General features: G+C 68.2%; 21 protein-coding genes. 16 read left to right on the forward strand and 5 right to left on the reverse strand.

The features are described from left to right. Window positions 1–92: 92 nt before the first annotated feature. The 5 genes from QX204_RS05200 (at window position 93) to clpX (ending at window position 5,143) form a co-directional block, all read left to right on the forward strand. Window positions 93–641, forward strand: a complete 549-nt coding sequence (locus QX204_RS05200; RefSeq protein ID WP_301905445.1) for an FKBP-type peptidyl-prolyl cis-trans isomerase — start codon at window positions 93–95, stop codon at window positions 639–641. A gap of 160 nt (window positions 642–801) precedes the next feature. Continuing rightward, on the forward strand, window positions 802–2,166 hold the full coding sequence (gene tig / locus QX204_RS05205) for a trigger factor (RefSeq protein WP_357217723.1): 1,365 nt from the start codon (window positions 802–804) through the stop codon (window positions 2,164–2,166). Window positions 2,167–2,333: 167 nt separating this feature from the next. After that, on the forward strand, window positions 2,334–2,909 hold the full coding sequence (locus tag QX204_RS05210; protein WP_056821854.1) for an ATP-dependent Clp protease proteolytic subunit: 576 nt from the start codon (window positions 2,334–2,336) through the stop codon (window positions 2,907–2,909). Window positions 2,910–2,955: 46 nt separating this feature from the next. Further along, window positions 2,956–3,621 (forward strand): ATP-dependent Clp protease proteolytic subunit, encoded by a 666-nt coding sequence (locus QX204_RS05215; RefSeq protein WP_194828737.1) that lies wholly within the window; start codon window positions 2,956–2,958, stop codon window positions 3,619–3,621. Window positions 3,622–3,862: 241 nt separating this feature from the next. Continuing rightward, a complete protein-coding gene (gene clpX, locus QX204_RS05220; protein ID WP_056821517.1) occupies window positions 3,863–5,143 on the forward strand; it encodes an ATP-dependent Clp protease ATP-binding subunit ClpX in 1,281 nt (426 codons plus the stop codon). Window positions 5,144–5,210: 67 nt separating this feature from the next. Here clpX and QX204_RS05225 read toward each other — a convergent pair whose 3' ends face one another. Next, the gene (locus QX204_RS05225; RefSeq protein WP_301905447.1) at window positions 5,211–6,026 is read right to left on the reverse strand and encodes a hypothetical protein; all 816 of its coding nucleotides are present in this window, start codon (window positions 6,024–6,026) and stop codon (window positions 5,211–5,213) included. A 476-nt stretch (window positions 6,027–6,502) separates the two neighbouring features. Between QX204_RS05225 and mihF the strand changes: the two genes are divergently transcribed. Continuing rightward, window positions 6,503–6,817: an integration host factor, actinobacterial type gene (gene mihF, locus QX204_RS05230; RefSeq protein WP_019045768.1), complete on the forward strand. Its 315-nt coding sequence runs from the start codon at window positions 6,503–6,505 to the stop codon at window positions 6,815–6,817. Between the two features lie 78 nt (window positions 6,818–6,895). On the opposite strand, the gene QX204_RS05235 is transcribed toward mihF, so the two are convergent. Continuing rightward, window positions 6,896–8,080, reverse strand: coding sequence for a hypothetical protein (locus QX204_RS05235; protein ID WP_301905448.1), 1,185 nt, complete (start codon window positions 8,078–8,080; stop codon window positions 6,896–6,898). Window positions 8,081–8,263: 183 nt separating this feature from the next. Here QX204_RS05235 and QX204_RS05240 point away from each other — a divergent pair, with 183 nt between their 5' ends. Further along, window positions 8,264–9,346 carry a GNAT family N-acetyltransferase gene (locus QX204_RS05240; protein ID WP_301905449.1) on the forward strand — a complete coding sequence of 361 codons (1,083 nt, stop codon included), beginning with the start codon at window positions 8,264–8,266 and terminating at the stop codon, window positions 9,344–9,346. Between the two features lie 37 nt (window positions 9,347–9,383). On the opposite strand, the gene QX204_RS05245 is transcribed toward QX204_RS05240, so the two are convergent. After that, window positions 9,384–10,943 carry a glycerol-3-phosphate dehydrogenase/oxidase gene (locus QX204_RS05245; protein ID WP_301905450.1) on the reverse strand — a complete coding sequence of 520 codons (1,560 nt, stop codon included), beginning with the start codon at window positions 10,941–10,943 and terminating at the stop codon, window positions 9,384–9,386. Beyond that, entirely contained in the window at window positions 10,933–11,550 is a 618-nt protein-coding gene (locus QX204_RS05250) for a TetR/AcrR family transcriptional regulator (RefSeq protein WP_301905451.1), read from the reverse strand. The genes QX204_RS05245 and QX204_RS05250 overlap by 11 nt, the downstream gene beginning before the upstream one ends. A gap of 196 nt (window positions 11,551–11,746) precedes the next feature. On the opposite strand from QX204_RS05250, the gene QX204_RS05255 reads away from it, so the two are divergent. After that, window positions 11,747–13,375: an FAD-binding oxidoreductase gene (locus tag QX204_RS05255; RefSeq protein ID WP_301905452.1), complete on the forward strand. Its 1,629-nt coding sequence runs from the start codon at window positions 11,747–11,749 to the stop codon at window positions 13,373–13,375. Between the two features lie 76 nt (window positions 13,376–13,451). Continuing rightward, window positions 13,452–14,399, forward strand: coding sequence for a diacylglycerol kinase family protein (locus QX204_RS05260; RefSeq protein ID WP_301905453.1), 948 nt, complete (start codon window positions 13,452–13,454; stop codon window positions 14,397–14,399). Here QX204_RS05260 and QX204_RS05265 read toward each other — a convergent pair whose 3' ends face one another. Beyond that, the gene (locus QX204_RS05265; protein ID WP_301905454.1) at window positions 14,400–15,092 is read right to left on the reverse strand and encodes an AAA family ATPase; all 693 of its coding nucleotides are present in this window, start codon (window positions 15,090–15,092) and stop codon (window positions 14,400–14,402) included. 300 nt (window positions 15,093–15,392) lie between these two features. Between QX204_RS05265 and QX204_RS05270 the strand changes: the two genes are divergently transcribed. From QX204_RS05270 to rpmA, 7 genes are all read left to right on the forward strand, one after another. Further along, the gene (locus QX204_RS05270) at window positions 15,393–18,071 is read left to right on the forward strand and encodes a valine--tRNA ligase (RefSeq protein ID WP_301905455.1); all 2,679 of its coding nucleotides are present in this window, start codon (window positions 15,393–15,395) and stop codon (window positions 18,069–18,071) included. A gap of 107 nt (window positions 18,072–18,178) precedes the next feature. Continuing rightward, the gene (locus tag QX204_RS05275; RefSeq protein WP_301907912.1) at window positions 18,179–19,549 is read left to right on the forward strand and encodes a bifunctional tetrahydrofolate synthase/dihydrofolate synthase; all 1,371 of its coding nucleotides are present in this window, start codon (window positions 18,179–18,181) and stop codon (window positions 19,547–19,549) included. Continuing rightward, a complete protein-coding gene (locus tag QX204_RS05280; protein ID WP_301905456.1) occupies window positions 19,546–19,941 on the forward strand; it encodes a DUF4233 domain-containing protein in 396 nt (131 codons plus the stop codon). Before QX204_RS05275 ends, QX204_RS05280 begins: the two co-directional genes overlap by 4 nt. A 162-nt stretch (window positions 19,942–20,103) precedes the next feature. After that, complete coding sequence (ndk, locus tag QX204_RS05285) at window positions 20,104–20,520, forward strand: nucleoside-diphosphate kinase (RefSeq protein ID WP_056821502.1); 417 nt, start codon at window positions 20,104–20,106, stop codon at window positions 20,518–20,520. 533 nt (window positions 20,521–21,053) lie between these two features. Further along, a complete protein-coding gene (locus tag QX204_RS05290; RefSeq protein WP_301905457.1) occupies window positions 21,054–24,266 on the forward strand; it encodes a translation initiation factor IF-2 N-terminal domain-containing protein in 3,213 nt (1,070 codons plus the stop codon). A gap of 261 nt (window positions 24,267–24,527) precedes the next feature. Further along, a complete protein-coding gene (gene rplU, locus QX204_RS05295) occupies window positions 24,528–24,839 on the forward strand; it encodes a 50S ribosomal protein L21 (RefSeq protein WP_056821499.1) in 312 nt (103 codons plus the stop codon). 24 nt (window positions 24,840–24,863) lie between these two features. Continuing rightward, window positions 24,864–25,130 (forward strand): 50S ribosomal protein L27, encoded by a 267-nt coding sequence (gene rpmA / locus QX204_RS05300; protein ID WP_056821498.1) that lies wholly within the window; start codon window positions 24,864–24,866, stop codon window positions 25,128–25,130. Window positions 25,131–25,145 lie beyond the last annotated feature (15 nt).

Consider the following 25,145-nt stretch of genomic DNA (forward strand, 5'->3'; position numbering starts at 1 on the left):
GGACCGGTGACACCCGGTAGGGAATCGCACCGCCGAGCCTACCGTCGTGCCGGTTTCCGACCCGGCTACGACAGTCGATTACTGTGCGGGCCATGCATTCTCTCGGCAGGATCATCGGAATCGGACTCGTCGCGGCTGCCGCGATCACGACAGCGGCCTGCGGCTCCGACGCGGATTCGACCAGCTCGTCGAGCTCGAGCTCGGTCGGCGGGAATCCCGCGAGCACGGGTCTCGAATGCACCGCCGACGACGTGAAGGTCAGCGGCGGTTTCGGCGAGGCGCCCAAGATCACCATCCCCGAGACCTGCGATCCGCCCAAGTCCTTGATCGTCAAGGACTTGGTGGTCGGCAACGGCCCCGGCGCGGCGGCCGGACAGCCGCTGACCATGAACTACGAGTTGGTCACCTGGTCGGACAAGCAGGTACTCGACAGCTCCTTCCAGCGCGGCAAGCCGTTCGGGCTGACCCTCGGCGCGGGCCAGGTCATCCAGGGCTGGGACGAGGGCCTGATCGGCGTACAGCAGGGCACCCGCAGGCTGCTGATCGTGCCGCCGAACCTCGGCTACGGCGAAGGCGGCAACGGTGTGCCGCCGAACGAGACGTTGGTCTTCGTGACCGACGCCGTGCAGGTCGGCCGGTAGCGGCACCCTCAACCAAACACCGATTGCGCGACCGCGCGGGCGGTCAACTACCCTGGTCGGGATGCGCTTTATGCGCCGCACCTGGCTTAGCCGTGCCTGACTATGGCGCGACGCCCCTTGTGGGGACACCACCATGAACTACGAACCAAGGAGTATGTCCGTGAAGAGCACCGTCGAGCAGCTGAGCCCGACCCGGGTCCGGATCAACGTCGAGGTGCCCTTCGAGGAGCTGAAGCCCGACTTCGACAAGGCGTACAAGGCGCTGGCGCAGCAGGTCAAGATCCCCGGCTTCCGTCCCGGCAAGGCTCCGGCCAAGCTGATCGAGACCCGTGTCGGCCGTGGCGCCGTGCTGGAGCAGGTCGTCAACGACGCGCTGCCCGCCCGCTACGCCGAGGCCGTGCAGACCACCGAGGTCAAGGTCATCGGCCAGCCCGAGATCGAGATCACCAAGATCGAAGACGGCGAAGAGCTCGCGTTCACCGCCGAGGTCGACGTGCGCCCCGAGATCACCCTGCCCGATTACTCGGGCATCGAGGTGAGTGTCGATTCCTTCACCATCGGCGACGACGACATCGAGGAGCAGCTCACCTCGCTGCGTCAGCGCTTCGGCACCCTCACCGGTGTCGAGCGCGCCGTGGCCGATGGCGACTTCGTGTCGATCGACCTGTCGGCGACCGTCGGCGGTGAGGACGTCCCCGAGGCGGCCACCACCGGCCTGTCGCACGAGGTCGGTTCGGGTCAGCTGATCGAGGGTCTCGACGAGGCGGTCATCGGCCTGAAGGCCGGCGAGTCCGCCGAGTTCACCTCCACCCTGGTCGCCGGCGACCACGCGGGCTCCGAAGCCGTGATCACCGTGACCGTGCAGTCGGTCAAGGAGCGCGAGCTGCCCGAGGCCGACGACGAGTTCGCCCAGCTGGCCAGTGAGTTCGACACCATCGACGAGCTCAAGGAAGACCTGAAGGGCCGCGTCGAGCGCGTCAAGAAGGTCGAGCAGGCCGGTTCGATCCGCGACAAGGTGCTCGACACCCTGCTCGAGACCGTCGAGGTCCCGCTGCCGGAGGCCGTCGTCAAGGCCGAGGTCGACGCCGTGGTCCACGACGCCGTGCACGGTTTCGATCACGACGAGGCCAAGCTGGCCGAGGCGCTCGAGGCGCAGGGCTCCTCCCGCGAGGAGTTCGACAAGGACACCCAGGAAGCCGCCGAGAAGTCGGTGAAGACCCAGCTGCTGCTCGACGCCATCGCCGAGGCCGAGAACACCCAGGTCGGCCAGCAGGAGCTGACCGAGCGAATCCTGTTCCAGGCACAGCGGTACGGCATGTCGCCGGAGCAGTTCATCCAGCAGGTGCAGCAGGCGGGTCAGCTCGGCGCGGTCTTCGCCGATGTGCGACGCGGCAAGGCGCTGGCCGGAGTTGTCGGTCAGGTGAAGGTTACCGACTCCGACGGCAACGTGGTCGACACCACCGAAATGTTCGGTGACCCTGCGGATTCCGCTGAAGTCGAGCTCGACGAAGCCGCTGCTGAGTAGGTTTCGGCGGCGTGATTTGATTGCGCTGTGAGCGAAGAAGGGCGGTACCGGGAGTTCGGTGCCGCCCTGCTTCGTTAGTGTTTGTGACGACGAACCGTATTCGTATGGCCGTAGCAATCGGTGAGAAGAGAAGGCAGGTATCCGTGACGATCAACCAGGCAGGGGTCATGACAGCCGCTACCGCTGGACTCAACCTCAGTGATTCCGTATACGAACGGCTGCTTCGCGAGCGCATCATCTTCCTGGGCACCCAGGTCGACGATGAGATCGCGAACAAGATCTGCGCGCAGATCCTGCTGCTCTCGGCCGAGGACGCGACGAAGGACATCGCGCTCTACATCAACTCGCCCGGTGGCTCGGTAACTGCCGGCATGGCCATCTACGACACGATGCAATTCGCCGAGTGCGACATCAAGACCGTCGCGATGGGTCTGGCCGCGTCGATGGGGCAGTTCCTGCTGACCGCGGGCACCAAGGGCAAGCGTTTCGCGCTGCCGCACACCCGGATCATGATGCACCAGCCCTCGGCGGGCATCGGTGGTTCGGCCGCCGACATCGCGATCATGGCCGAGCAGTTCGCCCACACCAAGCGTGAGCTCAACGAACTGCAGTCGCTGCACACCGGCAAGTCGGTGGAGCAGGTGACCGAGGACGCGGACCGCGACCGCTGGTTCACGGCGAAGGAAGCCCTGGAATACGGCTTCATCGACCACGTGGTCGCCCACGCGAACCAGGCGAAGTAGCGCAGGCCCGCGCCCCATCACACTCGAGACAAGCTTGGAGACCAAGATGGCCAATCTGATCGACCCGCGCGCAGGCTTGGGCGGCACTGCTGCCGCCAACCCGCAGTCGCGCTACATCCTGCCGCAGTTCACCGAGCAGACTTCGTTCGGCGTCAAGACCTCCGACCCGTACAACAAGCTGTTCGAGGAGCGCATCATCTTCCTGGGCAACCAGGTCGACGACGTCTCGGCGAACGACATCATGGCGCAGCTGCTGGTGCTGGAGTCCCAGGACCCCGACCGCGACATCACCATGTACATCAACTCGCCCGGTGGCTCGTTCACCGCGCTGATGGCGATCTACGACACCATGCAGTACGTGCGCCCCGACGTGGTCACGGTCTGCCTGGGTCAGGCCGCCTCGGCCGCCGCGGTGCTGCTGGCCGCCGGCGCCCCCGGCAAGCGTGCCGCACTGCCCAACGCGCGCATCCTGATCCACCAGCCGTCCTCCGGCGGTGTGCAGGGTCAGGTGTCCGACCTCGAGATCGCCGCGGCCGAGATCGAGCGGATGCGTCGCCTGATGGAAGTCACCATCTCGCGCCACACCGGCAAGCCCGAGGAGCAGGTCCGCAAGGACACCGACCGCGACAAGATCCTGACCGCCGAGGAAGCCAAGGAATACGGCATCATCGATCAGGTCTTCGACTACCGCAAGCTCAGCGGACAGAAGTGACACGCCCGGGCCCGCTGTCCTGATCTGGGCGGCGGGCCCGGCTTTTTCACCCGCGGTGGCTCACAATGGTGAGGACCCGCACAGCACTCATGACAAACATGCGCGAGTTGTCGACCTCATTCGCGCACAACAGGTACGGTCGACTCAGGGACCATTGCTCTGATTGACGGCACCGAGACGTATTTCCGGCCCAATCGGGGGACGACGGTCGCACTCGGACAAGGAAGTAGGGACCTACGAGATGGCGCGCATCGGAGACGGCGGCGATCTGCTGAAGTGCTCGTTCTGCGGAAAGAGCCAGAAGCAGGTCAAGAAGCTCATCGCGGGCCCTGGGGTTTATATCTGCGACGAGTGCATCGATCTGTGCAACGAGATCATCGAAGAAGAGTTGGCCGAGTCGAGCGAAGTGAAGCTCGACGAGTTGCCCAAGCCTTCGGAGATTCGGGATTTCCTCGAAAACTACGTGATCGGCCAGGACACCGCCAAGCGGACCCTCGCCGTCGCGGTCTACAACCACTACAAGCGCATCCAGGCAGGCGACAAGGGCCGCGACAGCCGCGGTGAGGCCGTCGAACTGATGAAGTCGAACATCTTGATGCTCGGCCCCACCGGTTGCGGCAAGACCTACCTCGCGCAGACCCTGGCCAAGATGCTGAACGTGCCGTTCGCCATCGCCGACGCCACCGCGCTCACCGAGGCGGGCTATGTCGGTGAGGACGTCGAGAACATCCTGCTGAAGCTGATCCAGGCCGCCGACTACGACGTCAAGCGCGCCGAGACCGGCATCATCTACATCGACGAGGTCGACAAGATCGCCCGCAAGAGCGAGAACCCGTCGATCACCCGCGATGTCTCGGGCGAGGGTGTGCAGCAGGCGCTGCTGAAGATCCTGGAGGGCACCCAGGCGAGTGTGCCGCCGCAGGGCGGTCGTAAGCACCCGCACCAGGAGTTCATCCAGATCGACACCACCAACGTGCTGTTCATCGTCGCGGGGGCGTTCGCGGGCCTGGAGAAGATCATCTCCGACCGCACCGGCCACCGCGGTATCGGCTTCGGCGCCGAGGTGCGCTCCAAGGCCGAGGTCGACACCGATGACCACTTCGCCGACGTGATGCCGGAGGATCTGATCAAGTTCGGTCTGATCCCCGAGTTCATCGGCCGCCTGCCCATCGTCGCCTCGGTGACGAACCTGGACAAGGAATCGCTGGTCACTATTCTCTCCGAGCCGAAGAACGCACTGGTCAAGCAGTACGTTCGCCTGTTCGAGATGGACGGCGTCGACCTCGAGTTCACCACCGACGCCCTCGAGGCGATCGCCGATCAGGCGATCCTGCGCGGCACCGGTGCTCGTGGCCTTCGCGCCATCATGGAAGAGGTTCTGCTGCCGGTGATGTACGACATCCCCGGCCGCGACGACGTCGCCAAGGTGGTCGTGAACGCCGACACCGTCGTGCACAACGTCCTCCCGACGATCGTGCCGCGGAAGGCGCAGCGTCCCGAGCGTCGCGAGAAGTCGGCGTAACAAACCAACAGCGAAGGGCCCCTTTGGATCTGATCCGGAGGGGCCCTTCGCTGTGTATCGGTGGATGCTAGGTGGCGGCCGGATTGCCCATGCTCGGCGCGGACAGGAGATTGTCGGCCTCGTCTGCCGGGATCTCCGCGCTGGCACGGACGATCGCGGTGCTGTAGCGGGCGCTGGCGGCATTGTGGATGAGTAGCGCGACACCGATCATCACCGGGGCCACCGCGTGCACAGCGGCGTCGTACCAGTGCCCTGCGCTCAGGTGTGGGTAGGTGTTGAGGGCGATGGTCAGCGTGAGCAGGAACAGCTCGGCGATCAGCACCTGGTTGCGGTTGCCCATCACGCCCCACTCGGCCACCCGCGTGGTGCCGATCATGATGATGATCAGGCACACGCTGATCATCGCCTCCAGGCCGAAACTGGCCCAGTAGAGCGGATCGGTGGGCCCGCCGGGGGCGATGTTGTGCTGGACGTTCACCGCCGACCACAGCATGCCCGTGATCACCACCCCTGCCAGCGCCCGCAGCGACCAGGTGCGGTGCTGATAGAGCGAGGCGAGGCGAGCGCGCGGGTTGGACTCGCGGCGCTGCGCGGCGATGGCCTTGCGGGCCAGCATCAGGTCCGACATCTCGGCACGCTCCAGCTCCGCGGTGGTGTCGCGCAAGCGGTCGGCGTGCGAGGAGGCAGCCTTGATCTGTTTCCAGCGCTGGTCGCGCTCGTAGGTGCGGATCTTCTCGGCGAGTTCGCGCTCGGCGCTCAACTCGGCTTCGGACAGCGCGTCGGTCAAGGCCGGATCGGACTGATAGGCGATGCGGCGCCTGGCCCGTTCCACCCGCACAGGCAGTGCGGTGACCTCGTGATCGAGCGGGTGTTCCTCGCGCATCGCAACTCCAGGTAGCAAAAGGGTTCGCCGGGTCGCGTCATTGTTGCGCATCTAGCGGGGGGAGAACACCCGCGGGCCCGAATTACTCGGTCCGAGGGCGCTGAAAATGTCTGGCGCACAACTGTGTAGCTGTTGACGCAGCAGAACGGGAGACGGTGACGACCGTTCGGGAATCGGTCGCGCCCGGGGCCGAGGAGCTTCGTTGATCCTCCGTGGTTCGCCGTTGAACCTTGATCCCGTAAAAGTGCTTCTGATGATGTGTCGTTGCTGGTCATCGGGGTGTTACTCCGGCCTGAACTGGTCGGTCTTTTCGTCCGTTTGGTCCGTCTTGCGGGGCCTTCATCGATTACGACGGGTTCGGCACGCAAAACTCATCGGCGTATCCTCGCGGTGTGTCGGACTGGTGCTGCCGATTTCGTGCTGTTTACTCGGTCCGTCAATCAGATGTTCGAGTGACGAGTGGAAGCGGAGGAGACATGGCACTGCCTACGATGACCGCCGAACAGCGCACCGAGGCGTTGGCCAAAGCGGCTGCCGTGCGCAAGGCGCGCTCGGAACTGATCGGCAAGGTGAAGGAGGGCAAGGTCACCGTCGCCGATCTGCTCAAGAAAGCCGACAGCGATGACCTGGTGAAAAAGACCAAGGTCGCTGCCGTGATCAAGGCACTGCCGGGCGTTGGTCCGGTCAAGGCCGCCAAGCTGATGGATCAGGCCGAGATTCCCGAAGATCGCCGTATCGGTGGCCTCGGTGCTCGTCAGCGCGCGGCCCTGCTCGACGCCCTCGAGGCCTGAGCCGATTAGCGATCCGACGCCCGTGGAGCTGGATGCACGGGCGTCGGGATGGTCTGTGAGTGATCTGGAGTACGTGAATTACACGCAGTAGGTCAGCAGGAAGTCGTTGATCCGCAGGCGCCATCCCGGTTGCAATTCGATCGGGAGGGTGCCGACGCGAGACCAGCGTTCGCTGTCGGGGGCGGCGAAGAACGTTCCGGAGGTCGCGGGAGCCTCGCGGACGAACACCTTGCCACGGTCGGGGGCGACGAAGGCATGGACCCGCGAGACGAGCCGATCGCGCTCGATCAGGATCGGCGTCGCCGCGGAAGCGCGTACCGATTCTTCTCCCGAGGGATTACGGCCGAGGACATAGGGCCGGTCCAAGGGGTAGCTCAGCCCTTCTTCGGTGACCAGTGCGCCCCGCGAACTGCTGTGGGGCGCCGTGCCTTTGCTCAGCGCGACCGGTTCGGCGCGCTTGGCGGCTTCGAGCGGTTGGGACCAGGCGCGGGGCGCGTCGGCATTGGGGGAGTTGCGCGGGCCGGTGCTCACGGTGACACCGTCGCCGGTGGTCGGTCGGCTGCCCGTGCTCACCGTTTCGCTCTCGGGTCGGCCAGCGTCGGGCTGGATACCCGAGGTCGCGGGCTTATCGGGCGTCGGTGCCGGGAAACCGGCGGTGGCGGGGAGCGCGTCGCCGGGGTCGGTGGGTCGCGAGGTCGGGGCGCGAAGGGCTTGGAAGCCGGTGGCCTCGGTGGGTGCGGGTTCGTCGACGGATTCGACCCGGCGGGGCGGGGGATTGCGACGTCGGCCCAGGTTGAGTACGAAGCCGTTGCCGGTGACGATGCCTGCGCGCAGGTCCGTGCGTGGATTGGCGCTGGTGGGGTCGGCCAGTTCGGCGCCCACCGCGATGCGCCGGACCGGTTCGCGGATGATCTCGTCGACCCAGGTGAAGGCCCGGTCGCCGGCGAGGCGGCGGTTGCCCTCCGCGCCGGAGATCTCGGCGATCACCGCGCCGCGCAACAGGATCAGCATGCCGTCGGCAGTCGGGGCGAGTACGCCGAAAGGCGGTGGGGCAGAAGCTCCGCCGAACACCACGCCCGCCAGACGCTGTGCCAAAGCCGCACCGGGCGCGCTCGCCGCAGTGTTGTTGGCGACGGTTTCCACCGCGCCGAGTAACCGATCGGTCGACGGCGTCTCCCCGGCCAGATAGACGACGACATCGCCGAATCTGGCGACGATCCCGGTCCCCGGCACGATGGCCACGGTGGACGAATGCGCGTGCATCAACGCCTCCTTGTCGGACTGGCCTTTACCGCCCGCCACGGCCGACCCCCAGCTGTGCGTCAGACCGCGACCTAGCTCTCCGCCGCCAGCATAGATGGCCCGACGCCCGGGGATAAGGTTCGAAGGCGAACTTCGAACAGCGTTCGTGCCAAACGGTGTTCGTCGGACGCGTAGGATCGGCGCATGAACGCCGCACCCGTCAGCCGCCGGGCCCGACCGGCGAAAGTGCCCTTGAGCCGCGATCTCGTCATCGAGACCGGATTGCACATCCTCGACACCGAAGGCTCGGCCGCGCTCACCATGCGCAGGGTCGCCAAGGAACTCGACACCGGCGCCGCGTCGCTCTACGTCTACGTCGCCCACCGCGACGATCTGCTGGCCGGCATGCTCGATCACGTCCTGTCCCAGGTCCGGGTGCCCACCGAGGGCGACTGGCGGGCGCGGGTGACCCAGCTGGTCGAGACCGCGATCGAGGCCCTCGGCCGCCACGACGGTCTCGCGCTCGTCACCTTCGGCCGGTTCCCGACCACCGAGCACGCCCTCGGCCTGATCGAACAGTTGCGGACCCTCCTGCGCGAAGGCGGCCTCGCCCCCGCGACCGCCACCTGGGCCGTCGACCTGATCTACCGGCATATCGCGGCCGAGTCGGTGGAGCGCGCCACCCACACCGACGGTGACATCCGGGCGCGCTGGGCTCTGCGCACGCTGCTCAACGGGATCGTCGCCACCCCGGTGGCCGGTGGACCTGCTCGGCTCGCGCGTGCGGAGGAGATCGCGGACCTGCAGGAGATCGAGCGGCGGGCGGGCGCGCCGTTCGGCGAGGTGGGCATGATCGCGATCGCCGAGGACGACCCGCCGCCGCGAGAGGTGTTGCTGACCTTCGTTCGCGAGGGGCGCGCGTGGGTGTGGCCGGACGACAACGATCACCCGGTCGGTTACCTGGTTCTCGGTCTCGTCGACGGTCAGCCCCACATCGACCAGGTCTCCGTCGACCCGGCCCACGCGGGCGCGCGGATCGGCAAGCGACTGATCGACCACGCGGTGCGGTGGGCGAAAGACCACGACTTCCACGAGATCACGCTCACCACGTTCGCCGAAGTCCCCTGGAACGGTCCGTATTACGAACGCCTCGGCTTCGCCTACATCCCCGTGGCGGACGAGCCGCCGGGCCTGCGCGCGATCCGTGCCGCCGAAATTGCCCATGGCCTCGACGAATGGCCTCGCGCGTGTATGCGGGCCGAGCTCGCGACCTGGAGATTCGACTGACGGCGCTCGCGGCCGGACCGGCGGCGACTCGGGGTACTCAGCGGGTGATCGCGGCGTGCCTGGCGAAGGCGGCTTCGGCCGCGGGGGTGGCGGCTTCGCGATCGGTGGGGATCAGGCCGATGCGGGTGCGGCGGTCGAGGAGGTCGTCGATGGTGAGGGCGGCCTCGTGGGTGATGGCGAAGTCGAATTCGGCTGCGGTGACGTCGATTCCGGGGGCGACCGGTGCGGCGAGGGCAGGGTCGGCGAGCCAGGCGGAGACGATGTGGCCCGCTTCGCTGCCGTAGCGCTCGATGAGGACCGGCGGGGCCTCGATGCGATCGCGGGCGGCTCCGGAGACCGCGCCGACGAGGGGGAGTTCGGTGGTGCGGCAGGGACCGGCCGTGAGCGCTGACTGCGCCACCGCCGCGTCGACCGCGTCCTGGGCCATCTGACGGTAGGTAGTGAGCTTGCCGCCGACGACGGTGATCAGACCGTCCGGGGCGGTGAGGACCGCGTGCTCGCGGGAGATGTCGGCGGTGCTGTCGTCGGCGGTCTTGAGCAGTGGGCGCAGGCCCGCGAACTTGCCGCGGATGTCGGCGCGCGTCAACGGTTCCCGCAGGGCGGTATTGATCGTGTCGAGCAGGAAGTCGATCTCGGTCTCGGTGGGCTGGGGCTCGTCGGGGATCGGGCCCGGCGCGTCCTCGTCGGTGAGGCCGAGGTAGACGCGGCCGTGCGCGGCGGGCAACGCGAAGACGAACCGGCTGATGCTGCCCGGTACCGGCACCGTCAGCGCGGCGCCGAGTCCACCGAAGGCCGCGGCGTCGAAGACGAGGTGGGTGCCGCGGCTGGGCCGCAGCTCGATGCTGTGGTCGACCTCGCCCGCCCACACGCCGGTGGCGTTCACTACCGCGCGCGCCCGCACGGTCAGGGTCTCGCCGGAAAGGGTGTCGCGCAGTTGGACCGAATCACCGGTGGCGCTGACGGCTTCCACGCGGGTGAGGACCGTCGCGCCCGCCGAGGCCGCGGTGCGAGCCAAGGCGACGACCAAGCGGGCATCGTCGACGAGTTGACCGTCCCACGCCTGCAGGCCGCCGCGCAGCCCGTCGCGCCGCACAGTCGGCGCCAGGCGCAGGGCCTCGGCGGCGGCCACCCGGCGCGAGCGCGGCAACGTGTCGACGGAGGTGTGCGCCGCGATCCGCAGCGCGTCGCCCGCGGCGAACCCCGCGCGGATGAGCGAACTCTGGGCCAGTTTGATGCCCGGCAGCAACGGAACGAGTTGGGGGAGCGGGCGCACCAGATGCGGTGCGGTGGTGCGCAACATGATGCCGCGTTCGACCGCGCTCTCGTGCGCGATCCCGACCCGTCCGCTCGCCAGGTAGCGCAGCCCTCCGTGCACCAGCTTCGAACTCCAGCGGCTGGTGCCGAACGCGAAGTCGTTGCGCTCCACCAGGATGGTGCGCAGACCGCGCGCGGCGGCGTCGAGGGCGACGCCGGTTCCGGTCACGCCGCCGCCGATCACCACCACGTCGACCTCGGGATTCTCGCCTAGCGCGGTGAGGTCGGTGGTGCGTCGCGCCGCGTTCAGGGTGGCGCCGGAAGAGGGGGAGTCAGCAGACATCAGGGTCCTTGTCGGGTAGCGGGAGCAGATAACCCTCGATAGCCCTGGACAATTCGGCGTCGAACTCCGCACCGGCCAGCAACGACTCCACCGTGCCCGCCGACTGCACCGCCGACTGGGTGATGAGCAGCAGCATGGTGGCCATGTGCTCGGCATCACCCGCCCGGATCGATCCGTCTCGGTGGCCGAGTTTGATCACCGTCGCGAACAGCCCGATCAGCGTGCGCTGATTACGGCCCAACCGGCCGAACACGTAGGTGAGCATCAGGTCGGTGTCGGTGCGGAAGATCTTGGCGAACACCGCGTTCGACCGAATCGCCGCCGCGCCCGACACGATGCCGTGGACCAGCCGATCCCGGCCGAGACCGGTGTCGGGCATGGTCTCGGCGACGATCGTGCGCAGTTCACGGACCAGCAGCTCGGCGATCAGCGACCCGGTGTCGGGCCAGCGCCGATAGACCGTCGGCCTGCTCACGCCCGCCCGCCGCGCCACCTCGGTGAGCGTGGTTCGGCGAACGCCGAAATCGACGACGCAGGCCCGCGTGGCATCGAGAATCGCCACGTCGGTAGGCGAAAGCTGGTCAGCGTGGGTCGCGAGATCGATCATCGTGCTTCACCGCCGGTGTGTTCGGTGGCGCCGGGAAAGAAGCGCCGTGGTCGGGCTGGAATCGCCCAAGGGTATCGAGCGGACCAGCAGGGTTGCCGTCGCGAATGGCCGGTAGTGACATCCGACAGCGGTACGGATGTCGACTCTGGGACATATCGTTGGTTACTGCTTGACACTATATGTCATGATGTAACGCATGGTCGAGACGCAACGCGAACAATCCGGGTCTGCCACCCTGGCGCCGAACATGGTGTGGGACGCCTGGGGCGTCGCCGCCGGTCATCAGCCGCTGTCGGCGCAGATCCGTGGCCTGCTATCGCAGGTGTTCGGGATCTCGGGTGACCCGGTCACGCGCCGCGACGAGAACGAGGTGCCGCTGATCCCCAGCACGCTCACCGACGCCGATCGGGCGGGCCTGGCCGGGATCGTCGGTGACGAACATCTCACCACCGCCGACATCGACCGGCTCCGGCACGCGGGCGGCAAGAGCACCCCCGACCTGCTGCGCCGCCGCGCGAGCGCCCCGCAGGACGCCCCCGACGCCGTCGTTTTCCCCGCTGACCACCCACAGGTCCTCGCGCTGCTCGCGTACTGCGCCGAACACGGCATCGCGGTCGTTCCGTTCGGTGGCGGAACCAGCGTGGTCGGCGGCGTGGATCCGGTGCGCGGACAGTTCGACACCGTGATCGCGCTCGATCTGCGCAGGCTCGACACGCTCACCGCGGTCGATCCGGCCAGCGGCACCGCCACCCTCGGCGCCGGACTCACCGGGCCGCAGGCCGAGGAGCTGCTCGGCGCGCACGGGCTCTCGCTCGGACACTTTCCGCAGAGTTTCGAATTCGCCAGCATCGGCGGGTTCGCCGCGACCAGGTCGTCGGGTCAGGCGTCGGCGGGCTACGGCCGGTTCGACGACATGGTCGAACGCCTGGTGATCGCGACCCCGCAGGGCACCCTCGACCTCGGTCGCGCCCCGGCGTCGGCGGCCGGACCCGACCTGCGCGAGTTGTTCGTCGGGTCGGAGGGCGCGCTCGGCGTCATCACCTCGGTCACCCTGCGGGTACACCCTGTGCCGGAAACCGTTGGCTACCAGGCCTGGTCGTTCCCTGACTTTGCCGCCGGAGCCGCCGCGCTGCGCACGGTGGTGCAGGCGGGCGCCGCGCCGACGGTGATGCGTTTGTCCGACGAGGCCGAGACGGGCCTGAACCTGGCGCGTTCCGCCGATGTCGGCGGCAACCCGGTCTCGGGTTGCCTCGCCGTCACCACCTTCGAAGGCAGCCGGGCCCACGTCGCCGCCCGCTCGGCCGAAGCGAGTGCCTTGCTCGCGGCTTCGGGTGGCACCGCGCTCGGCGAGGCGCCCGCACAGCAGTGGGAGCACGGTCGGTTCGCCGCGCCCTACATGCGCGACGCACTGCTCGATGTCGGCGTGCTGTGCGAGACCCTCGAAACCGCCACCAGCTGGGCCAATCTGGCCAATCTCAAGGTGAAGGTCACCGGCGCGCTGATGGACGCGCTCGGCGCGCAGGGCACACCCGCGCTGGTCATGTGCCACATCTCGCACACCTACCCGACCGGGGCATCGCTGTACTTCACCGTCGTGGCCAAACAGCTCGACGATCCGATCGCGCAGTGGCGCATCGCCAAATCCGCCGCGAGCGACGCGATGGTCACCGCGGGCGGCACCATCACCCACCACCATGCCGTCGGCGCCGACCACCGTCCGTGGATGGGCGCCGAAATCGGTGACCTGGGGGTTCGGGTGTTGCGCGCGGTGAAGCGCGAACTCGACCCCACCGGAGTGCTCAATCCTGGGAAGCTGGTGCCGTGAGGGAGCCTTGGCGAGTGAACCACATGCGCAGCGCGCAATCGCGCACGACGGAGCCGAGCGCTAGCGAGGCGGAGTCGTGAGCGAACAATCGGTGCGGCGCGTGGTGGTCGTCACGAACCCGCATTCCGGGGCGGGCCGCGGCGACGGCGTCGCCGAGACGGTGCTGGCCGACCTACTGGCCCGTGGTGTCGAGGTGGTGGAGGTGCGGGCGCCGAGCGCTGACGAGTCGGTGACGCAGGTCAGGACGCTCGTCGCGGGCCAGGACCGGCCGGACGCGGTGATCTGCGTCGGCGGTGACGGTCTGATGAACGTGCTGCTGGCCGCGCTCGCGCACAGCGGGGTGCCGCTCGGGCTGGTGCCCGCGGGCACCGGCAACGACCTCGCGCGCGAATTCGGCATACCGACCGGAGACCCGAAGGCGGCCGTCGAGATCGTGCTTGGCGGTCGAGCCCGGACCATCGATCTGGGGCGGATCGAATCTCCGGATACCGCACCCACCTGGTTCGCGACGGTGGTCGGTACGGGGTTCGACGCACGAGTCACCCTGCGCGCCAACAAGATGCGCTACCCCCGCGGACCGCTCCGCTACACCGCCGCCGCTGTCGTCGAACTCATGCGCGGCTACACCCTGCCGTTCCGGATCGAATTGTCCGGCCTCGCGCCCGGTGCGCTCGACAATCCACCCGACTCGCACGTGGTGATCCTGACCGACGCGGTGATGGCGCCGATCGGCAACACCCGCACCTACGGCGGCGGGATGCTGGTGTGTCCGGAAGCACTCGCCGACGACGGCTATCTCGACATCACAGTGGTCGGTGCGGTGTCGCGGCTGGAGATGGCGCGGCTGCTGCCCGCGCTGTCGGCAGGCAAACGGATCGACCATCCCGCGACGAAGCGCTATCGGGCCCGGCGGATCACCGTCGGCGCCGAGGGCGGGTACGCGACGGCCGACGGTGAGCCGGCCGGGATGCTGCCGGTGACGGTGCAGGCGATGCCGGGCGCGCTGAGCGTGCTGGTGCCCTGATCAGGCCGCGTCGAAGGCGATGCGGGACACGGCGTGCAACGTCGGACGGTCGATGATCACCACCGATGTCGAGGACAGCGGGTTCGGGTCCGGCGCGAGGGTGGTGTCGCGGGCGCCGAGGGAATCCATCATGGTTTCCCAGCGGCGACAGTGTCCGGTGAAGGCAACGCTGTTGACGCTTCTCCCTCGGCTGATCTGACCGGATCTGGCCTGCTCCGGGGGCACGTCGATGAGCACCATGTGCAGTTCGCGGCGGCCCTGCTCGGCCCAGCGGGTGATCAGGCGACGGCTCCAGCGGAAGGTCGCGCAGTCGTGGATGGCGACCGGGCCGTCGCCGGCGCGGATCGCGTCGCGGATCGCGCGGTAGTGCGCGAAGTGGACCAGCGGGCGCCACAGCGAATAGGGCGCCCAGCCCAACCGGTGGCGCAGGCGATTGCGGGTGTGGTTCGAGTCGAGAACCAGGGCGCCGGACGCGGTGCGCACCGGATGTTCGGCATCGGGGCCCACGCCGAAGAAGCGGTGTAGTGCGGTGGACTTTCCCGCGCCCGGCACGCCGGCGAAGACCAGCACGGTGGTGCTGGGGTAGCGCAGTTCTTCGACCTCGCTCGCGCGTAGGTCCACCAGCGCGATCGGGGTGATGATCTTCGGTGCCGACGGGGAAACGGGGGACGAGGAATCGAGCGGGGGCGTCACCCTCTCCAGGGTCCGGTAAAACGGACAAAACGGCAATCCGTGGTTACCCGGATTTTTCGGGTTCCAGGCTTGGGGGACAAGGGTTTCCGCGTGTCGTCGTGGCGCGTCACAAGCCTTGCCGACCAGTGCGGTGTAGAAGCTGAGAATTCCATATGGATTCCGCTCGGCGGGGTTAATCGCCGGTAGGATCAGTGCTGTAGGCGGAGTCTTCGGTGTCCCTCATCCACCGAAGATTCCGTCTTTTCTTGTCCTCGGGTAGGCGGGGAAAAAGCTGGTTGCCGCTCCCCTTAGGATTGGGACGTGACCAGCGCAGCCCCTGACAACTCGCGTAATCGTGCCGATGCCCTGCCCAAGAGCTGGAACCCCAGCGAGGTAGAGGCCGACCTGTACGAGGGCTGGGTAAACGCCGGATACTTCGCCGCCGACGCCTCCTCCGGCAAGCCGCCGTACTCGATCGTGCTGCCGCCGCCGAACGTCACCGGCACCTTGCACATGGGCCACGCGCTCGACCACACGATCATGGACCTGCTCACCCGCCGCAAGCGGATGCAGGGCTACGAGGTGCTGTGGCTGCCGGGCATGGACCACGCGGGTATCGCCACGCAGACGGTGGTGGAGAAGCAACTCGCCGTCGACGGGAAGTCCAAGGAGGACTTCGGGCGTGAGTTGTTCATCGACAAGGTGTGGGACTGGAAGCGCGAATCCGGCGGGCAGATCCAGGGGCAGATGCGTCGCCTCGGTGACGGCGTCGACTGGAGCCGCGACCGCTTCACGATGGACGACGGCCTCTCGCGCGCCGTGCAGACGATCTTCAAGCGGCTCTACGACTCGGGCCTGATCTACCGCGCCGAGCGCCTGGTGAACTGGTCGCCGGTGCTGCAGACCGGCATCTCCGACCTCGAGGTCGACCACAAGGAGGTCGACGGCGAGCTCGTGAGCATGCGGTTCGGTTCGCTGAACGACGACGAACCGCACGTGATCGTGGCCACCACCCGCGTGGAGACGATGCTCGGCGACACCGCCGTCGCGGTCCACCCGGACGACGAGCGGTACAAGGCGCTGATCGGCACCACGCTCTACCACCCGATCACCGGTCGCCAGATCCCGATCGTCGCCGACGACTACGTCGACCCCGAATTCGGTTCCGGTGCAGTGAAGATCACCCCGGCACACGACCCCAACGACTTCGAACTCGGCCTGCGCCACGGCCTGCCGATGCCGACGATCATGGACAAGTCCGGCCGGATCGCCGACAGCGGAACCGAATTCGACGGCATGGACCGCTTCGAGGCTCGCGTGAAGATCCGCGAGCGTCTCGAGGCCGAAGGTCGCATCGTCGGCCGCAAGTTCCCCTACAAGCATCAGGTCGGGCACTCCGAGCGCTCCGGCGAGCCGATCGAGCCGCGCCTGTCGATGCAGTGGTGGGTCAAGGTCGACACCCTGGCCAAGGCCGCGGGCGACGCCGTGCGCGAAGGCGATGTGAAGATCCACCCGGCCAGCCAGGAACCGCGCTGGTTCGACTGGGTCGACAACATGCACGACTGGTGCATCTCGCGGCAGCTGTGGTGGGGCCACCGCATCCCGATCTGGTACGGACCCGAAGGCGAGATCGTGTGCCTGGGCCCCGGCGAGGAAGCGCCGGAGGGCTGGGTGCAGGACCCCGACGTCCTCGACACCTGGTTCTCCTCGGGCCTGTGGCCCTTCTCCACGATGGGCTGGCCCGACTCGACCCCCGAGCTGTCGAAGTTCTATCCCACCAGCGTGCTCGTCACCGGTTACGACATCCTGTTCTTCTGGGTGGCCCGGATGATGATGTTCGGCATGTACGTCAGCGACGATCCGGTGCTCACCGCCGGGAAGGGCGCCCAGAAGCAGGTCCCGTTCGAAGACGTGTTCCTGCACGGCCTGATCCGCGACCAGCACGGCAAGAAGATGTCGAAGTCGCGCGGCAACGGCATCGACCCGCTCGACTGGATCAACTCCTACGGCGCCGACGCCCTGCGCTTCACCCTGGCCCGCGGCGCCCAGCCCGGCGGCGATCTGTCCGTCGGCGACGCGCACGCGCTGGCCTCGCGCAGCTTCGTCACCAAGCTGTTCAACGCCACCAAGTTCGCGCTGATGAACGGCGCGCGCACCGGCGAGGTGCCCTCGCGCGAGACCCTCACCGACGCCGACCGCTGGATCATCGACCGGCTCGACGCGGTGCGCGCCGAGGTCGACACCGCCTTCGACGCCTACGAATTCGGTAAGGCCTGCGAGGCGCTCTACCACTTCGCGTGGGACGAGCTGTGCGACTGGTACCTGGAGCTGTCCAAGGTGCAGTTCGCCGAGTCCGACGCGCGCGCCGAGAGCACCGCGGTGGTGCTCGGCAGTGTGCTCGACGCGGTGCTGCGCCTGCTGCACCCGGTGATCCCGTTCGTCACCGAGACGCTGTGGAAGGCGCTCACCGGCGGCGAATCGTTGGTGATCGCCCCGTGGCCGCAGGCCGGTGGCATCGCCACCGACGAAGTCGCGGCTCAGCGGGTGGCCGATACGCAGCGGCTGATCACCGAGATCCGCCGGTTCCGCGGCGATCAGGGGCTGGCCGACAAGCAGAAGGTGAAGGCCACCCTCGTCGGAATCGACGAGGCCGGGCTCGGCGGGTTCGCCGACTCGGTGGCGAATCTGGCCCGTCTCACTGAACCGGGCGACGACTTCGCCACCACCGCCGAAGTGCAGGTCCGGCTGTCCGGCGCGACCGTCACCGTGCAGCTCGACACCTCCGGCGCGATCGACCTCGACGCCGAGCGTCGCAGGCTGGAGAAGGACCTCGCGGCCGCGCAGAAGGACCTCGACACCACCACGGCGAAACTCGGCAACGAGGCCTTCCTGGCCAAGGCGCCGCAGCCGGTGGTCGACAAGATCACCGGGCGACGTGACGTGGCCGCGGCCGAAGTCACGCGCATCGGCGCCCGCCTGGCGGAGCTGAGCGCCAAGTGAGCGACACGGGCCCCGGCGACCTCGACCCCGAAGACGCCGACTTCGGCGGCACCGACTACACGGCGGCCCAGCTCGGTACCGGGCCGTCGCCGGTCGACCTCGCCGAGATGGCCCTGGTCGAGGCCGAACTCGACAAGCGCTGGCCCGAAACCAAGATCGAACCGTCGCTCACCAGGATCGCCACCCTGATGGATCTGCTGGGCAACCCGCAGAACAACTATCCGGCGATCCACATCGCGGGCACCAACGGCAAGACCTCGGTGACCAGGATGATCGACGCCCTGCTCACCGCGCTGCACCGGCGCACCGGCCGGATCACCAGCCCGCACCTACAGCTGGCGACCGAGCGGATCAGCATCGACAACGCGCCGATCTCGCCGGCCGACTATGTGGCGACCTATCACGAGCTCGCGCCCTATATCGGCATGATCGACCAGCGCTCCGCCGAATCCGACGGCCCGGCGATGAGCAAGTTCGAGGTGCTCACCGGCATGGCCTACGCCGCGTTCGCCGAGGCGCCGGTCGACGTGGCGGTCGTGGAAACCGGCATGGGCGGCACCTGGGACGCCACCAATGTGATCCACGCCCAGGTCGCGGTGATCACCCCGATCGGCCTCGATCACACCGACTACCTCGGCCCCGACCTCGAGTCGATCGCCAAGGAGAAGGCCGGGATCATCAAGCGCGCTCCCGAGGCGCTGATCCCCACCGACACCGTCGCGGTCATCGCCGAGCAGGCGCCCGAGGTGATGGACGTGCTGCTGCGCCGGGCCGTGGCCGAGGACGCCGCGGTGGCCCGCGAGGGCGCGGAGTTCCGGGTGCTGGAACGCGGCGTCGCCGTCGGCGGACAGCTGCTCACCCTGCAGGGACTCGGCGGGGTCTACGACGAGATCTTCCTACCGCTGCACGGCCAGCACCAGGCCCGCAACGCGGCGCTGGCGCTGGCCGCGGTGGAGGCGTTCTTCGGCGCTGGCGCGGATCGCCAGCTCGATATCGAGGCCGTGCGAACCGGTTTCGCGACAGTGTCGAGCCCGGGGCGGATGGAACGGATGCGCAACGCGCCGACCATCTTCGTCGACGCCGCCCACAACCCGGCGGGTGCGCAGGCGCTGGCCGCGACGCTCACCGGCGAGTTCGACTTCCGCAAGCTGGTCGGAGTGGTCGCGGTGCTCGCCGACAAGGACGCCGCCGGGATTCTCGACGCGCTCGAGCCGGTCTTCGACGAAATCGTCGTCACCAGCAACGGTTCACCGCGGGCCATGGATGTGGACGCACTGGCCGACCTGGCCGTGCAGCGCTTCGGCGACGAGCGAGTGATCACCGCCGACACCCTGCCCGACGCGCTGGAGTCGGCGATCGCGCTGGCCGAGCAGGCGGGCGACGAGGGCGATGTGATCTCCGGCGCCGGCGTGGTGGTCACCGGGTCGGTCGTCACCGCGGGCGCCGCGCGCGCCCTGTTCGGAAAGGCTCCGGCATGAGTGAAGTGCCTCCTCCCGCCAACGATCCGTGGAAGGGTCTGCGCGGAGTCATGGCGGGGACGTTGATCCTCGAGGCGATCGTGGTCCTGCTGGCGCTGCCGGTGGTCGCCGATGTCGGCGGCGGCGTCACCTGGTTCTCCGGGACCTACCTCGTGGTGCTCTCGGTGCTGATGATTCTCGGCGCGGGGGTGCAGCGTAAGCCGTGGGCGATCCCGTTCAACCTGGGTCTGCAGGTGTTGCTGCTCGCGGGCGCGTTCATCCACCTCTCGATCGGCGTCATCGCGGTGGTGTTCATCGCGGTCTGGGCATTCATCCTCGTCCTGCGCTCGGACGTCCAGCGCCGCATGGACGCAGGCCTACTCCCCAGCCAGCGAATGCATACGAAGTCCTGACGGTTGCTGGTACGCAGGTCTACTCCCCAGTCAGCGAATGCATACGAAGTCCTGACGGTTGCTGGTACGCAGGCCTACTCCCCAGTCAGCGAATGGGCACCAAGTCCTGACCGCTCGAGGGCCCGATCGGCGTGCCGACACGGCCGACGCTAGGGTTACCCCGTGACTGAGCAGACGTTGGTACTCATCAAGCCGGACGGTGTCTCCCGTGGCCTCACCGGCGAGATCCTCGCGCGCATCGAGCGCAAGGGCCTCATTTTCCAGGCGCTGGAGCTGAAGAACGTGTCCGCGGAACTCGCGGCCGAGCACTACGCCGAACATGCCGAGCGGCCCTTCTTCGGCTCGCTCATCGAATTCATCACCTCCGGCCCGGTCGTCGCGGCCATCCTCGAGGGCCCGCGCGCGATCGCGGCGTTCCGTCAGCTCGCCGGTGGCACCGACCCGGTGGAGAAGGCCGTGCCCGGCACCATCCGCGGCGACTTCGGCCTGGAGACCCAGTTCAACCTGGTCCACGGATCCGACTCGCCCGAGTCCGCCAAGCGCGAGATCGCCCTCTGGTTCCCCGAATTTCCCGCCTGACCCGCAGCGGTCAGTAGCGCACCGAAGGTAGTAGGACACCCGGTCAGGCGGTATCGAACTCCGCTCGGCCGGGTCGCCCTCGCTCGCTGGATCCGCCGGATGAACAACGGCCGCGAGCGGGGCGGAGTTCGCGTGAGTTGCGCCGATGGCGATCTCCGCGCGAACCGTATGGGATACTGACTATGGATGTGTTCGACGCCGACCTGTCGCGCAGGTACGTGACGCGGCGGCGGACATGACCGGATTGACACCGCGGTTGATGCCGATCATCGCTGCCACGGACGGCCCTGTTGCTGGGGTTGCCCGCACCGGCACGCTGGATGAGCGCTCGAAAGCGCGGTGCCACGCCGTACAGCCAGGCGCCGTGTGACCGGTTGGCGCGCCAGACGATCGATCAAGGTGCGACCGGACACGCGGGGCGAGACCAGATGACCCTCGTACCATCGGGTACGAGGTGCACGGACGATGCCCCCGCGTCGGCCGCGTCACTCCCGTACCGGGGAAGGACGCGCCCGGGGGCCCGAGGAGACTTCGTGGCCGAAAAAGAGCCGCTGGACACAACACAACAGGATGCCGATCAATTGCCGGAGCGAATTCGAGTTCATGCACTGGCCAAACGGTTGGGAGTGACCAGCAAACGCATCCTGGCCAAACTGGCCGAGTTGGGCGCCGAGGCGCGCAGCGTGCAATCCAATGTCGACCGCTCGGTCGCCGAAACGGTGCGTGACGCGATCGCCGCGGCTGACGCCGAACCCGGCGCTCCCGACGAAGCACCAGCACCGACTACGCGCGCGAAGAAGCGCGCCGCGTCCACACCCGTCGCCGAGCAGCCGGCCGACACTTCCGCGGCGCCCGCGTCGCTGTTCTCCGCGCCGCACGTCGCGCGCACCGACGAGGTGTTCGCCGCGATGCGCGACGACGCGCACACCGATCTGTTCACCCACCGGGTGTCCGAGAGCCCCGCGCAGGCCGAGCCGGTCACCTTCGAGGCGCCCGCCTCGGTGGGCATGCCGCTGTTCCTCCCGCCGGACGCCACCGCCGCCGAGGAGGCCCGCAAGCGCCGTCGCGCCGAGCGGACCCCCAAGAAGACCGAAGAGCCCGCCGCACCGCCGGTCGACGAGCAGCCCGTCGCGCCGAAGGCCGAGGAGCCCGAAGCCGAGGCCGACGACGAGTCCGCCGATCAGTCCGGTGACAACGACGCCGACGGCCAGCCGCGCCGCCGTCGTCGTGGTCGTCGTGGCCGTGGTCGCGGTCGCGGCGAGCAGTCCGCCGACGGCGAGGACAACGAGTCCGACGCCGATGACGACGACACCGACGAGGCCGAGCAGCCGGCCGAGCAGGTCGGCGCCGAGGCCGAACAGGCCGACGACACCGAATCCGAGACCGATGACGAAGACGGATCCTCCGATGGCGCGAGCCGTCGTCGCCGTCGTCGTCGCCGTCGCAAGGTCGGTGGTGAGTCCGGCGACGCCGAGGCGGCCACCGAAGACGATCCGCCGAACACCGTCGTGCACGAGCGCGAACCCCGAAACAAGCGTCGCGAACGTTCCAGCGCGAACAACCCCGACGAAGTGCAGGGCATCTCCGGCTCCACCCGCCTGGAGGCCAAGCGTCAGCGCCGCCGTGACGGCCGGGAGGCCGGGCGTCGCCGTCCGCCGATCCTGACCGAGTCGGAGTTCCTGGCCCGCCGCGAGGCGGTCGACCGGGTGATGGTCGTGCGCGAGAAGGCGTTCGACCCCGCCGAACACGCACCGGGCCACCAGACCACCACCCAGGTGGCGGTCCTGGAGGACAACATCCTCGTCGAGCACTTCGTGACCAGTTCCGGTCAGGCGTCGATGGTGGGCAATGTCTACCTCGGCAAGGTGCAGAACGTGCTGCCCAGCATGGAGGCGGCGTTCATCGACATCGGCCGCGGCCGCAACGGTGTGCTCTACGCCGGTGAGGTGAACTGGGAGGCCGCCGGTCTCGGTGGTCGTGAGCGCAAGATCGAGCAGGCGCTCAAGCCCGGCGATCAGGTGCTGGTGCAGGTGTCCAAGGACCCGGTCGGGCACAAGGGCGCCCGCTTGACCACCCAGATCTCCCTCGCCGGTCGCTTCCTGGTGTACGTGCCCGGTGGCACATCGACCGGGATCAGCCGCAAGCTGCCCGACACCGAGCGCAAGCGTCTCAAGGAGATTCTGCGCGAGATCGTCCCGTCCGACGCCGGTGTGATCATCCGGACCGCGTCCGAGGGCGTCAGCGAGCCCGAGCTGGCTCGCGACGTCGAGCGGCTGCAGGCGGCCTGGCGCACCATCGAAGAGGCCGCCGCCAAGGAGACCAACGCACCGAAGGCGCTCTACGAAGAGCCCGACATGCTGGTCAAGGTCATCCGCGACCTGTTCAACGAGGACTTCGCCAAGCTGGTCATCGAGGGTGAGCGCGCGTGGAGCACCGTCGAGACCTACGTCCGCACCGTGGCGCCCGACCTGCTCGGACGGGTCAACCGGCACGAGAACAACGGCGTCGACGTGTTCGATGCCTACCGGATCGACGAGCAGCTGGCCAAGGCGCTCGATCGCAAGGTGTGGCTGCCCTCGGGCGGCACCCTGGTGATCGACCGCACCGAGGCGATGACCGTCGTCGACGTCAACACCGGCAAGTTCACCGGCTCGGGCTCGTCGAACCTCGAAGAGACCGTCACCAAGAACAACCTGGAAGCGGCCGAAGAGATCGTGCGCCAGATGCGGCTGCGCGATATCGGCGGCATGATCGTCGTCGACTTCATCGACATGGTCCTCGAATCCAACCGTGACCTGGTGCTGCGTCGTCTCACCGAGGCACTCGGACGCGACCGCACCCGCCACCAGGTTTCGGAGGTCACCTCGCTGGGCCTGGTCCAGATGACCCGCAAGAAGCTGGGCACCGGACTGGTCGAGGCGTTCTCCACCACCTGTGAGCACTGCCACGGTCGCGGCATTCTCGTGCACTCCTACCCGGTGGACTCCGGGTCCGGCGTCGAGGAGCCGAGGTCGAAGGAGAGCGGTTCGCGCCGTCGCCGCGGCAAGGATCGCGACAAGCCGGCCACCACCGCCGCCCCGGCGACCAACGGCACCGCACCGGCCGCCGAACACGCCGAAGAGGACATCGCGGTCAAGCGCGCCCACCCGGTCGTGCTCGCGATGGCAGGCCATCACGACGACGAGCACAGCGACGAGCACACCGAGGCCGTCGAGGAAGCGCCCGCCGAGCCGACCAGGTCGCGTTCGCGCTCGCGCTCGCGCCGGGCGGGTCGTGGCGCCGCTGCCGCGAACACCGAGCAGAGCACCGAGGGTCCGCTCACCGGGGTCATCTCCGGCGAGACCGAACCCGAGGCCGCCGAGGTCGAGGAGGAAGCGGTGAGCTCGGCGCCCGCCGAGGCCGCCGCCGAGACTCCGGTCGTGGAGACCCCGCAGCCCGAACCGGCCGTGGCCGTGGAGACCCCGCAGCCCGAACCGGCCGCGGTCGTCGAGACACCGGAGCCAGAATCGGCTCCGGTCGCCGAGGAACCCGCGCCGCGGGCGCCTCGTAGGCGTCGCGTAGCCCGGTCGACGGCGGCGCCCGCACCGGACAGCGCGGGAGCCGTGTTCGTCCTGTCGGCGAACGAACAGCCGCCCGCAGCGGCTGTCGTGGACTTCGCCGCGGAGCCGGTGGTCATCCCGGAACGCAAGCCGCGCCGTCGCGCCGTGGGCCGTCCCGCGGGCGCTCCGGCCGCCGAATCGAAATAGCCCGACGCTTGCGTGCGCGGATCACCCCGCGCACGCAAGCTCCCGATTCGGGCCCTGACCGGCCGAATTGGGGGAGTGGATACCGCTCTGGTAACCTAGGTCGGTCGCTGCCCAGTGATTGAGCATCTGGCCGAACAGGCCGGGTGTATACCGCAGGCAGCAAACGTTCTTCCCCCGCTCTGCGGGGATGAGCCCAGGAATACGCGTCGCAGCTGCGGCGTGGACATGTGCAGGACCAATGTGAGTGGAGGAAGCCGACCGATGGCAGCGTACGCAATCGTCAAGACCGGCGGAAAGCAGTACAAGGTCGCGGTCGGTGACCTGGTGAAGGTCGAGAAGATCGAGGGTCCCGTCGGCACCGCCGTGGCGCTGACCCCGGTTCTCGTCGTCGACGGCGCCGATCTGACCACCGACGCCGACAAGCTGGCCAAGATCTCCGTGGCCGCTGAGGTCATCGACCAGACCAAGGGCCCGAAGATCCGGATCCACAAGTTCAAGAACAAGACCGGCTACCACAAGCGCCAGGGTCACCGTCAGCCGCTGACGGTCATCAAGGTCACCGGCATCAAGTAAGAATTTTCCCGAGGAGACGAAGCAATGGCACATAAGAAGGGCGCATCCAGCTCCCGGAACGGCCGCGATTCGAACGCCCAGCGCCTCGGCGTGAAGCGTTTCGGCGGCCAGAAGGTCAGCGCGGGCGAGATCCTGGTCCGTCAGCGTGGAACCCACTTCCACCCGGGCGTGAACGTCGGCCGTGGTGGCGACGACACGCTGTTCGCCCTCGAGGCGGGCGCGGTCGAGTTCGGCACCAAGCGTGGCCGCAAGACCGTGAACATCGTTGTACCGGAGCCGGTCCAGGCCTGACCGCCTGGAGCTTTC

The organism is Nocardia sp. PE-7, assembly GCF_030486425.1.
Lineage (GTDB): Bacteria > Actinomycetota > Actinomycetes > Mycobacteriales > Mycobacteriaceae > Nocardia > Nocardia salmonicida_A.

What these genes read in the sequence shown, in the direction of transcription:
- QX204_RS05215 (WP_194828737.1), top strand. Translation starts at nt 2,956, where the DNA reads ATGGCCAATCTGATCGACCCGCGCGCAGGCTTGGGCGGCACTGCTGCC.
- clpX (WP_056821517.1), top strand. Translation starts at nt 3,863, where the DNA reads ATGGCGCGCATCGGAGACGGCGGCGATCTGCTGAAGTGCTCGTTCTGC.
- QX204_RS05225 (WP_301905447.1), bottom strand. Translation starts at nt 6,026, where the DNA reads ATGCGCGAGGAACACCCGCTCGATCACGAGGTCACCGCACTGCCTGTG.
- rplU (WP_056821499.1), top strand. Translation starts at nt 24,528, where the DNA reads ATGGCAGCGTACGCAATCGTCAAGACCGGCGGAAAGCAGTACAAGGTC.
- QX204_RS05210 (WP_056821854.1), top strand. Translation starts at nt 2,334, where the DNA reads ATGACAGCCGCTACCGCTGGACTCAACCTCAGTGATTCCGTATACGAA.
- QX204_RS05235 (WP_301905448.1), bottom strand. Translation starts at nt 8,080, where the DNA reads ATGCACGCGCATTCGTCCACCGTGGCCATCGTGCCGGGGACCGGGATC.
- QX204_RS05255 (WP_301905452.1), top strand. Translation starts at nt 11,747, where the DNA reads ATGGTCGAGACGCAACGCGAACAATCCGGGTCTGCCACCCTGGCGCCG.
- QX204_RS05250 (WP_301905451.1), bottom strand. Translation starts at nt 11,550, where the DNA reads ATGATCGATCTCGCGACCCACGCTGACCAGCTTTCGCCTACCGACGTG.
- QX204_RS05245 (WP_301905450.1), bottom strand. Translation starts at nt 10,943, where the DNA reads ATGTCTGCTGACTCCCCCTCTTCCGGCGCCACCCTGAACGCGGCGCGA.
- rpmA (WP_056821498.1), top strand. Translation starts at nt 24,864, where the DNA reads ATGGCACATAAGAAGGGCGCATCCAGCTCCCGGAACGGCCGCGATTCG.
- QX204_RS05275 (WP_301907912.1), top strand. Translation starts at nt 18,179, where the DNA reads ATGGCCCTGGTCGAGGCCGAACTCGACAAGCGCTGGCCCGAAACCAAG.
- QX204_RS05200 (WP_301905445.1), top strand. Translation starts at nt 93, where the DNA reads ATGCATTCTCTCGGCAGGATCATCGGAATCGGACTCGTCGCGGCTGCC.
- QX204_RS05240 (WP_301905449.1), top strand. Translation starts at nt 8,264, where the DNA reads ATGAACGCCGCACCCGTCAGCCGCCGGGCCCGACCGGCGAAAGTGCCC.
- QX204_RS05280 (WP_301905456.1), top strand. Translation starts at nt 19,546, where the DNA reads ATGAGTGAAGTGCCTCCTCCCGCCAACGATCCGTGGAAGGGTCTGCGC.
- mihF (WP_019045768.1), top strand. Translation starts at nt 6,503, where the DNA reads ATGGCACTGCCTACGATGACCGCCGAACAGCGCACCGAGGCGTTGGCC.